Annotated in this window: 7 protein-coding genes and 1 pseudogene; 4 read left to right on the top strand and 4 right to left on the bottom strand. The window is 73.5% G+C overall.

Annotated elements, in window-relative coordinates; translation table 11 throughout:
• Nucleotides 1–183, bottom strand: a pseudogene (locus DY240_RS31350) (hypothetical protein); the annotation flags it as partial.
• Nucleotides 184–307: 124 nt separating this feature from the next.
• Here DY240_RS31350 and DY240_RS08910 point away from each other — a divergent pair.
• Both DY240_RS08910 and DY240_RS31345 read left to right on the top strand, forming a co-directional pair.
• Nucleotides 308–1624 carry a PspC domain-containing protein gene (locus tag DY240_RS08910; protein ID WP_158602784.1) on the top strand — a complete coding sequence of 439 codons (1317 nt, stop codon included), beginning with the start codon at nt 308–310 and terminating at the stop codon, nt 1622–1624.
• A complete protein-coding gene (locus DY240_RS31345; protein WP_147375248.1) occupies nt 1621–1827 on the top strand; it encodes a hypothetical protein in 207 nt (68 codons plus the stop codon). Before DY240_RS08910 ends, DY240_RS31345 begins: the two co-directional genes overlap by 4 nt.
• Nucleotides 1828–1903: 76 nt before the next feature.
• On the opposite strand, the gene DY240_RS08905 is transcribed toward DY240_RS31345, so the two are convergent.
• Entirely contained in the window at nt 1904–2956 is a 1053-nt protein-coding gene (locus DY240_RS08905) for a glycerophosphodiester phosphodiesterase family protein (RefSeq protein WP_119659579.1), read from the bottom strand.
• A gap of 108 nt (nt 2957–3064) precedes the next feature.
• Entirely contained in the window at nt 3065–4636 is a 1572-nt protein-coding gene (gene guaA, locus DY240_RS08900) for a glutamine-hydrolyzing GMP synthase (RefSeq protein ID WP_119659578.1), read from the bottom strand.
• 151 nt (nt 4637–4787) lie between these two features.
• On the opposite strand from guaA, the gene DY240_RS08895 reads away from it, so the two are divergent.
• Together DY240_RS08895 and DY240_RS08890 are read left to right on the top strand one after the other, a co-directional pair.
• Complete coding sequence (locus DY240_RS08895) at nt 4788–6506, top strand: ABC transporter ATP-binding protein (RefSeq protein ID WP_119659577.1); 1719 nt, start codon at nt 4788–4790, stop codon at nt 6504–6506.
• Complete coding sequence (locus DY240_RS08890) at nt 6503–8302, top strand: ABC transporter ATP-binding protein (protein ID WP_119659576.1); 1800 nt, start codon at nt 6503–6505, stop codon at nt 8300–8302. The genes DY240_RS08895 and DY240_RS08890 overlap by 4 nt, the downstream gene beginning before the upstream one ends.
• Before the next feature lie 53 nt (nt 8303–8355).
• Here the strand turns inward: DY240_RS08890 and DY240_RS08885 are convergent, their stop codons facing one another.
• Nucleotides 8356–9315, bottom strand: a complete 960-nt coding sequence (locus DY240_RS08885; RefSeq protein ID WP_119659575.1) for a hypothetical protein — start codon at nt 9313–9315, stop codon at nt 8356–8358.
• Between the last annotated feature and the right edge of the window lie 58 nt (nt 9316–9373).

The following is a 9373-nucleotide window of genomic DNA, read 5'->3' as shown; positions in this document are numbered from 1 at the left end:
GCCGGTGGGCGGCGGCTCGCCGGGGGGCAGCTCGCGCGGCCCGTGCTCCGTCGCCGCGGCGTCCTCCGTCTCGGGCTCGACGCCGGCGGACTCGGCCTCGACGGGGTCGGTGCCGGCCTCGCCGGGACGCGCCGAACCGCGCGCTGCCGGCCCGGCAGCACGTGGCGTCGGCACAGTGCTCATGACATCGATGGTCACACGCGCGAGCGCGCGCCGCCATGAGGGACCTCCCGGAGATCCCGGGTCCGGGGTCGTTCCGGGTCATCCCCGATGCATCCGGGGCCATCGCCTCGGCATCATCGGTGGCATGAGTGATCTGCCTCCTGCCCCTCCCGTCGCGGGCACCGGCCCGAGCGTCTCGGACGAGTTCCGGTCGCTGCGCCGCAGCCGGTCGGACCGGGTCGTCGCCGGCGTGCTCGGCGGACTGGGCCGGCGGCTGGGCATCGACCCCGTCGTGCTCCGGGTCGCCACCGTCGTCCTCGCCATCTTCGGCGGCGTCGGCGTCCTGCTGTACGCGATCGGCTGGCTGGTGGTGCCGGCCGAGGACGAGGAGAGCTCGATCCTCGACCAGGCGCTCGGCCGCGGCGAGCACCGCCGCACGGGCACCGTCCCGCTGGCGCTGCTGCTCGCCGGCGTCGGTCTCATCGCCGGCATCGGCATCCTCGCCGGCACGTGGGACGGCGGCGTGCTGCTGCTCCTGGCCGTCATGGGCGTGTACCTGCTGCTGCGCCGCCGCGCCGACGAGGACGAGCCGGACCGCTTCGACGCGCCGCAGGAGGCCGGCTTCGAGTCCTACGTCTACGACCCGAGCGTCGCCCCGGCGGCCCCCCACGGGACGGCGACCGGCGGGACCACCGCGACCAGCGCGACCAGCGCGGCCCCTGGCGCCGCAGAGGGCGGCTCCACCGTGGCCGGACCGTCCGGTCCGACCACCGGCTGGCCGGAAGGCCCGGACTGGGGTCCGGCGGCCGCGCCGCCGCCCCCGGTTCCCGAGCCGCCAGCGCGGCCGGCCAAGCAGCGCTCGGCGCTCGGCCTCATCACGTTCTGCCTCGCGCTGGTCTCCGTGGGCGTGCTCGCCGCCAACGACGCGACCTGGGCGACCTACCCGCCGGCCATGTACGTCGCGGTGCCGTTGGGCATCGTCGCGCTGGGCCTGCTCGTCGGCGCCTGGTACGGGCGGTCGCGCGGCCTGATCGTGCTGGGCTTCCTGCTCTCGATCGCGCTGGTCCCGGCCACCTGGGCCTCGCAGTGGGACTGGGAGGACGTCGGCGACGCCACGTACCGCTACACCTCGGCGGCGCAGGTACCGGACGGGCCGCAGGAGCACGGTGGCGGGTCGATCACCTACGACCTGTCCGCGCTGTCCCTCACCGACGCGCAGACCGTGACCCTCGACGTCTCGCAGGGGGTCGGGGAGCTGACCGTCATCCTGCCGCGCGACGCCGACGTCACGGTCGGGCGCGCCGCCGTCGACGCCGGCGACCTGACCGTGTTCGAGGAGTCGCGCGACGGCGTCGGGCAGCAGATCGTCGACGTCGTGAACCTGGGCACCGACGGCCCCGGCGGCGGCACGATCATCCTCGACCTCGAGCTCGGCGCGGGTGACCTGGAGGTGACCCGATGAAGCGACACGACACCGACGTCGTCTCCCTCGTCTTCGGACTTCTCTTCCTTGGAGTGAGCGCCATGTGGCCGTTCGTGCACTACGACGTGCTGGGCCTGTCCGGCCTGGAGGTCGCCATCCCGGTCCTGCTGGTCTCGATCGGGCTGGCCGGGCTCATGGCCTCGCTCAACAAGCTGCGTCGCGAGCGCGACCCGAAGACCTGATCCTGCAGCCTCGTTCAGAGTCGGGTCGTGCAAAGATCACGAACTCTCCAGTCGACATTCGCCCTGGACCGAGGGTTCAGGGAGACCTTCGGCCCCCCATCACCCGTCGGTTCTGCATGACCCGCCTCGCCGCGACCGCGGTGTCGGGATGGTCGGTGAGGACGCCGTCCACCCCGGCGCCGAGGAAGACCCCCAGCTCCCCCAGCGCGTCGCCGTGGCCGGCGGCCTCCCAGCCGCGACGGCGCTCGGCCGGCAGGAACGAGTTCTCGTTCCGGAACGTCCAGGCGTGCACCGCCATCCCGAGGTCGTGTGCGTCGGACACCAGCCGGCCGGGGTGCCCCAGCCGGCCCTCCGGGTCGCGCGGCACCACCAGCGACTTGTGCGCCCCCAGCACCGTCGCGTACGACGCCACCTCGCGCAGGCCCGTCGGGGTGAGCATGTCGACGAACCGGCGGCCGTCCTCGGCCCGTTCCCAGTCGAACGGCCGGCCGGTGATGTCGACCAGCTGCACCAGCGGCACCGACGTCCGGGCGGCCAGCCGGCGCAGCACCGACGGCTCGTAGCACTGGACGACGACGGGGACGCCGGCGCGTTCCAGCCGGAACCCGCGCAGCGCCGCCATCAGCGCGTCCTCTGCCGACAGCCCGCGCTCGGCGTAGTACGTCGGGTGCTTGAGCTCGGCGTACAGGCCGACCGGGCGGCCTCGGCGCCGGCTGCCCTCGACCGCCAGCGTGATGATCTCGTCGAACGTCGGCACCCGCAGCCGGCCGTCGTAGGCCTGGTTGGCCGGGCGCAGCTGCGGGATCCGCTCGCGCGCGTACAGCGACTTGACCTCGTCCAGCGTGAAGTCGTCGACGAACCAGCCGGTCAGCTCGCGGCCGTCGACCAGCCCCCGGCGGCGCCGATGCGCGAACTCCGGCCGCTCGGCGACGTCGGTGGACGCGGACAGCTCGGCGTCGTGCCGGGCGACCAGGACGCCGTCGAGGGTGAGCTGCAGGTCGGTGTCGAGATAGTCGGCACCGAGGTCGATGGCGAGCTGATAGCCGGCCAGCGTGTGCTCCGGCCGGTAGCCGCACGCGCCGCGGTGCGCGACGACGAGGGGCGACTGGAGCGCGAACGTGTCCGACATGTGGTCAGGCTAGGGACCGACCGTGTCACGCCGACCACATGACGTCGAACTGGGCGTGACGCACTCCCCAACGCACGAGCGCGATCAGACACCCGTGACCTTTGGGGATCACTCCCACTCGATGGTGCCCGGCGGCTTGCTGGTGACGTCGAGCACGACGCGGTTGACCTCGCGCACCTCGTTGGTGATGCGGGTGGAGATGCGCTCGATGACCTCGTACGGCAGCCGCGACCAGTCCGCCGTCATGGCGTCCTCGCTGGACACCGGCCGCAGCACGATGGGGTGGCCGTACGTGCGGCCGTCGCCCTGCACGCCGACGGACCGGACGTCGGCCAGCAGCACCACCGGGAACTGCCAGACGTCGCGGTCGAGGCCGGCCGCGGTGAGCTCCGCGCGGGCGATGGCGTCGGCCCGGCGCAGGATGGCCAGCCGCTCGGAGTCGACGGCGCCGACGATGCGGATGGCCAGGCCCGGGCCGGGGAACGGCTGGCGCCAGACCATCTCAGCCGGCAGTCCCAGCTGTTCGCCGACCGCGCGGACCTCGTCCTTGAACAGCGTGCGCAGCGGCTCGATCAGCGTGAACTGGAGGTCGTCGGGCAGGCCGCCCACGTTGTGGTGGCTCTTGATGTTGGCCGTGCCCTCGCCGCCGCCGGACTCGACGACGTCGGGGTACAGCGTGCCCTGCACGAGGAACTCGACCTCGGTGCCTTCTTCACCGGCCTGGGCGACGATGTCGCGCGCGGCCTGCTCGAAGACCCGGATGAACTCGCGGCCGATGATCTTGCGCTTCTCCTCGGGGTCCTCGACGCCCTTGAGCTGGGTGAGGAAGCGGTCGGCGGCGTCGACGACGTGGAGGTCGACGCCCGTGGCGGCCACGTAGTCGCGCTCGACCTGCTCGGACTCGCCCTGGCGCATGAGGCCGTGGTCGACGTAGACGCAGGTCAGCTGGCTGCCGACGGCCCGCTGGACGAGCGCGGCGGCCACCGCGGAGTCGACGCCGCCCGACAGCCCGCAGATGACCCGCTTGCCGCCGACCTGCTCGCGGACCGCCGCGACCGTCTCCTCGACGATGTTGACCATGGTCCACGTGGGCCGGGCGCCGGCGATGTCGTAGAGGAAGTGCTGCAGCACCGCCTGCCCGTGTTCGGAGTGCAGCACCTCGGGGTGCCACTGCACGCCGGCCAGGCCGCGGGCGGCGTCCTCGAACGCCGCGACCGGGGTGTCGGGCGTGCCGGCCAGCACCTCGAAGCCGGCCGGCGCCTCGGTGACGGAGTCGCCGTGGCTCATCCACACCTTCGCGCCGGTCTCGACGCCCTGCAGCAGCACACCGGGGAGCTGGACGGCGAGGTCGGTGCGGCCGAACTCGGACTTGCCGGTGTGCGCGACGGTGCCGCCGAGCGCCCGCGCCATGGCCTGGAATCCGTAGCAGATGCCGAACACCGGCGTGCGCGCCTGGAACAGCGCGGGGTCGACGGACGGCGCGCCCTCGGCGTACACGCTGGACGGCCCGCCGGACAGGATGATCGCCTTCGGGTTCTTCGCCAGCATGTCGGCGACCGGCATGGTGTGCGGGACGATCTCGGAGTAGACCCGCGCCTCACGGACGCGCCGGGCGATCAGCTGGGCGTACTGGGCGCCGAAGTCGACGACGAGAACGGTGTCATGGGAGGTCTCGGCCACCCGCCAAGCCTAGTCGAGTGCTCTTCGTGACCGGTCCGCGAACGGCCCACCGCGCCCCAACCCGGCTGCCGAACCGACCGGCGTGGGAACGATCTCAGCCAGCGGAAAACCAGGTGCGACACGGCCTTCACAGTTCGTACTGTGGTTGGTCGTGCGCGACCTTCCCTACGCCGATCCCGGCACTCCGGACACCCGCTCCCGCACCAGGTTCCTGGCCTGGTTGGGACGGGCGCAGTGGCGCACCCTCGTGGTCGGCGCGTTCTTCGGCATCCTCTGGATGGTCGCGCAGGCGTTGATCCCGTGGGCCATCGGTCACGGCATCGACGGCATCGTCCACGACGACTCCGGCAGCACGGCCCGATGGGCGACGCTCGTCGCCGGGCTGGGGCTGGTTCAGGCGCTGGCCGGCGTCATGCGGCACCGGGCGTCGGTGGCCAACTGGCTGTACGCCGCGTTCCGCGTCATCCAGCTGGTGTCGCGGCACACGGCCCGCACCGGCCCGGCGGTGCCGAAGACCATGTCCACCGGCGAGGTCGTGGCGACGGTGTCCAGCGACTCCATGCACATCGGCCACATGATGGAGGTCTCGCCCCGGTTCGCCGGCGCCATCGTGTCCTACGTCCTCGTCGCGGTCATCGTGCTCGACACGTCGGTCCCGCTCGGGCTCATGGTGCTCATCGGCGTGCCGCTGCTGGTCGTCGCGATGGGCCCGCTCATCCGCCCATTGCAGGAACGGCAGCGGCGCCAGCGCGAGGCGCTCGGCGACCTCACCGCGCTGGGTGCCGACACCGTGGCGGGCCTGCGGGTGCTGCGCGGCATCGGCGGCGAGAAGGTGTTCATCCGCCGCTACGCCGAGCGGTCCGAGACCGTGCGCGCGGCCGGCGTCCGGCTGGCCGGCACCCAGGCGCTGCTCGACGCCGTCCTCGTCCTGCTGCCGGGGGTCTTCCTGGTGCTGCTGACGTGGGTGGGCGCGCGGCTGGTGCTGAGCGGCGACGTCGACCCCGGCGCGCTGGTCGCGTTGTACGGCTACGCGTTCTTCCTGCTCATGCCGGTCCGCACGGCCGGTGAGATGGCGTTCGTCGCCACCCGCGCCATGGTGGCCGCGCGGCGCGTGCTCGCGGTGTTGGCCATCGAGCGCGAGGTGCCCGACACCTCGCCCGACGCCGCGAAGGCGCCGGTGCCGGTGCCGGCCGCGCCGCTCGTCGACGAGGCGACCGGGCTGCGGGTCGAGCCGGGCTCGCTGACCATGCTGGTCTCCGACGAGCCGGCGTTCACCGCCGCGCTGGCCGACCGGCTGGGCCGGCTGGTGCCCGGCGACGGCGTGCGGCTCGGCGACGTGCCGCTCGACCAGCTGCCCGTGGCCGAGGTCCGCCGCCGCATCGTGGTGAGCGATCCCGAGCCGACGCTGTTCACCGGCTCGCTGCGCGGCGGGCTCGACCCGTACGGCCGGCACGACGACGCCGAGCTGATCGCGGCCATGGACACCGCGTCCGCCGGCGACGTGCTCGAGACGCTGCGCGACGGGCTCGACGCCACGGTCGAGGAGCGCGGCCGGTCGCTGTCCGGCGGGCAGCGGCAGCGGGTCGCGCTGGCGCGGGTGCTGGTGCGCGAGCCGGAGGTGCTGGTGCTGGTCGAGCCGACCAGCGCCGTCGACGCCCACACCGAGGCGGCCATCGCCGGCCGGCTGCGCGACGCGCGCGCCGGGCGGACGACGGTCGTCGTCACCGCCAGCCCTCTCATGCTGGCCAAGGCCGACACCGTCGCCTGGTTCGACGACGGCCGGCTGGTCGCCACCGGCAGCCACGACGAGCTGATGAGCACCACCCCCGCCTACCGCCGCACCGTGACCCGAGAGGAGGACCCGGAATGAGCACGACGACGCCCCCGTCCGGGCCGGCGCCCGCGGGCGCGCTCCCCGTCGCGACGCCCGCGGAGGTCCGTCAGGAGGCCGGCCGGCTGTTCCGCCGGCACCGCACCACGCTGGCCGTCGCGCTGGTCGTGCACGTCCTGGCGGCCGCCGCCGGGCTGGCCGGGCCGTTCCTGCTCGGCCGCATGGTCGACGCCGTCACCGGCGACGGCTCGCAGACCCGGGTCGACGTCCTGGCGGCCGTGCTGGCCGGCTGCATCGTCGTTCAGGCGCTGCTGACCCGGGTCGCCATCAAGCGGTCGTTGGTGCTGGGCGAGCGGGTCTTCGCCGAGCTGCGCGAGACGTTCATCGCCCGCGTGCTGAGCCTGCCGCTGTCCACCGTCGAGCGGGCCGGCACCGGCGACCTCGTCGCCCGCACCACCGGCGACATCGACGCGCTGTCGCGGACGGTGCGGTTCGCGGTGCCGGAGATCCTGGTCGCGCTGGTCACGACGGTGCTGACGCTGGCGGCGGCCGTGCTGGCCGGGCCGCTGGTGGCGCTGGGCGCCATCGTCGGCGCACCGCTGCTCATCGCCGGCACGCGCTGGTACCTCAACCGCGCGCGGGCCGGCTACCTGTGGGAACGGGCGGCGTACGCGACCATCAACGGCACCATCACCGAGACCGTCGACGGCGCCCGGACCATCGAGGCGCTCGGCCTCGGCGACGTCCGGATCACCCGCTCCGACGACGACCTGCGCGAGGCGTTCGCGGCGGAGAAGCGGACGCTGTTCCTGCGCAGCGTGTGGTTCCCGACGGCCGAGATGGCGTACGTGCTGCCGGTGGTGGCGACGCTGGCCTGGGGCGCCTGGCTGGCATCGGGCGGCCACGCGACCGCCGGCCAGGTCACCGCCGTCGTCCTCTATATGGTGCAGATCGTCGACCCCGTCGACCGCCTGGTCTCGTGGCTCGACGAGCTGCAGGTCGGGCTGACGTCGTTCGCCCGGGTGGTCGGCATCGCCAACGTCCCGCCCGACCGGACGCCGACGGGTGCCGTGCCCGCGGGCGAGGACATTGCCGCGTCCGACGTCCGCTACGCCTACGTCGAGGGACAGGACGTCCTGCACGGGGTGTCGCTGGACCTGGCGCACGGCGAGCGGCTGGCGATGGTCGGCCCGTCGGGCGCGGGTAAGTCGACGCTCGGGCGGCTGCTGGCCGGCATCCACCCGCCACGGGTGGGACGCGTGGACGTCGGCGGCGTCCCGCTGGTCGACCTCGACGTCGACCGGCTGCGGCGCGAGGTCGTACTCGTCACCCAGGAACACCACGTGTTCGTGGGCACGTTGCGCGACAACCTCGCGCTGGCGGCGCCGTCCGCCTCCGACGACGACCTGCGCCGCGCGCTGGCCGCCGTCGACGCCCTCGAGGCGACCGACGCCCTCCCCGACGGCCTCGACACCGTCGTCGGGTCCGGCGGTCACCCGGTGGGCCCGGCGTTCGCGCAGCAGATCGCGCTGGCCCGCATCGTCCTCGCCAACCCGCACACGCTGGTCCTCGACGAGGCGACGTCACTGCTCGACCCGCGGGCGGCCCGGCACCTCGAGCGGTCGCTGTCGGCGGTGCTGCACGGACGGACCGTCATCGCGATCGCGCACCGCCTGCACACCGCCCACGACGCCGACCGCGTCGCCGTCGTCGAGGGCGGCCGGATCGCCGAGCTGGGCTCTCACGACGAGCTGGTCGCCGAGGGCGGCGCCTACGCCGCGCTCTGGGAGTCCTGGCACGGCACGCCGGCCTCGGCGCCAGCCGACGCCCGCTGACCCGTGATCATGTTCCCTCGCGGCGTGTCAGCGACCGCGAGGGAACATGATCATCAGATCGGGCAGTCGGATCCGCACCGCCTGGGCAGGCCTGTCCAGCCGCGGTCGCGCAAGACGCGTGCCTGCTCCTGAGCGACCCGGCACGGCTCGCCGAAGATCTCCGTGTGCCCGTAGCGCAGCGTCCATGCTCCACTCACGGTGGCGGCGTTGTCGCGGCGGCGGTCGCGGAACCGGCCCTCGCCGTCGTGACCGACGCGTCCGTCCAGTTCCACCCTGGTGTGATAAGGCTTGTAGTCGACATCGATCCATATGACGCGCTCGCCGGCACGGCGGCATTGGCGGCACCCTCGCGGCAGGCGGTGTGCCCGCTCGACGGCGCGCAAGTGCTGCAACTCCAGCGGGGACTGGGCACCCTCGGCAACGTCCAGGAGCATCGACTCGACCATCGCCCGCCAGCGGATCTTCTTGCGCCGCATCAGCGCCGCCGCCAGCCGCGGCGGGGTGGTCAGCCGCTTCTGGATCGCCATCGTCACGGAGGACTCGACGTCGCGTGCCCGAACGGCGACGTCGACGAGGTCGAGGACGGTGTCCTCGAGCCGCGTACGTGGCGGATTCGCCGTTGGATGCCGGCTGAAGGGAAGCCGGTGCGCGTAGTGCACCACGACGCCCTCGGCATGTGACCGCACTCGCCTGCTGACGGGCGCCGTCACATGAATACGATCGTCGACGCGGCCGGTCAACCCGTGAAGCTCCGCCGCCGTCGCGTGACTCGCCACCGCGTCCGGCGTCACCCAGAGGATGGCGGCCCAGATGCGTGCGGCCCGGCCCAGCGGTCCGCTGAAGGCGGCGAAGACGCCCGGGTACGGCCGTTGCCAGCGGCCGCCCGCGACCCAGCGCCGAGCGACACGGGAGTCGAGTCCCAGGCTGCGAAGCTGGCCGGCGCAGATCAGCCCGAGCTGCCGCACGAGCAGGTCATGCAGGCCCGGGGTGTCGTACTGCGGCGGCACGTCCATGAGCACGATCGTCCGCCGGTGAGCACGCCGCCGCGAGGGGCCCTCGTCGATCTGTGGA

The sequence above is a fragment of the Jiangella rhizosphaerae genome (genome assembly GCF_003579925.1).
GTDB lineage: Bacteria > Actinomycetota > Actinomycetes > Jiangellales > Jiangellaceae > Jiangella > Jiangella rhizosphaerae.
This window is presented reverse-complemented; position numbering and strand designations above follow the sequence as displayed.